The organism is Stenotrophomonas sp. SrG, from assembly GCF_050031795.1.
In the GTDB taxonomy this organism is placed as follows: domain Bacteria; phylum Pseudomonadota; class Gammaproteobacteria; order Xanthomonadales; family Xanthomonadaceae; genus Stenotrophomonas; species Stenotrophomonas rhizophila_A.
This window is the reverse complement of the sequence record NZ_JBNBBE010000302.1, coordinates 1-267: the sequence shown is the minus strand read 5'-3', so window position 1 is coordinate 267 and position 267 is coordinate 1. Positions and strand designations below refer to the sequence as shown.

Below are 267 nucleotides of genomic sequence, written 5' to 3'. Positions count from 1 at the left end.
CTGCACCGCCTGCAGGGTCAGCAGCAGCGTGGCGATGAGCAACGCAGCCACCAGCAGCAGCGTGACCGCGAACTCCACCGTCATCGCCCTCGCTTGTGCCTGCAGGCGCCCGCGCGCGGCCTCCAGTGCCGTTTCCTGCGCACGCTGCGCATGCTCAAGCGACGGCGCTATCTGTGCAGCGGTATCGGCAAGCGACTGCGCTTCCACATCCAGCCCCACTCGCGCGGCGGTGTAGCCAAGCAGTGCACCCTGGTAGCTGTCCATCGA

The 267-nt window shown here is 67.8% G+C and carries 1 pseudogene; it reads right to left on the bottom strand.

Annotation, left to right across the window (positions count from 1 at the left end):
* Positions 1-267, bottom strand: a pseudogene (locus tag ACQG3P_RS19920) (methyl-accepting chemotaxis protein); the annotation flags it as partial.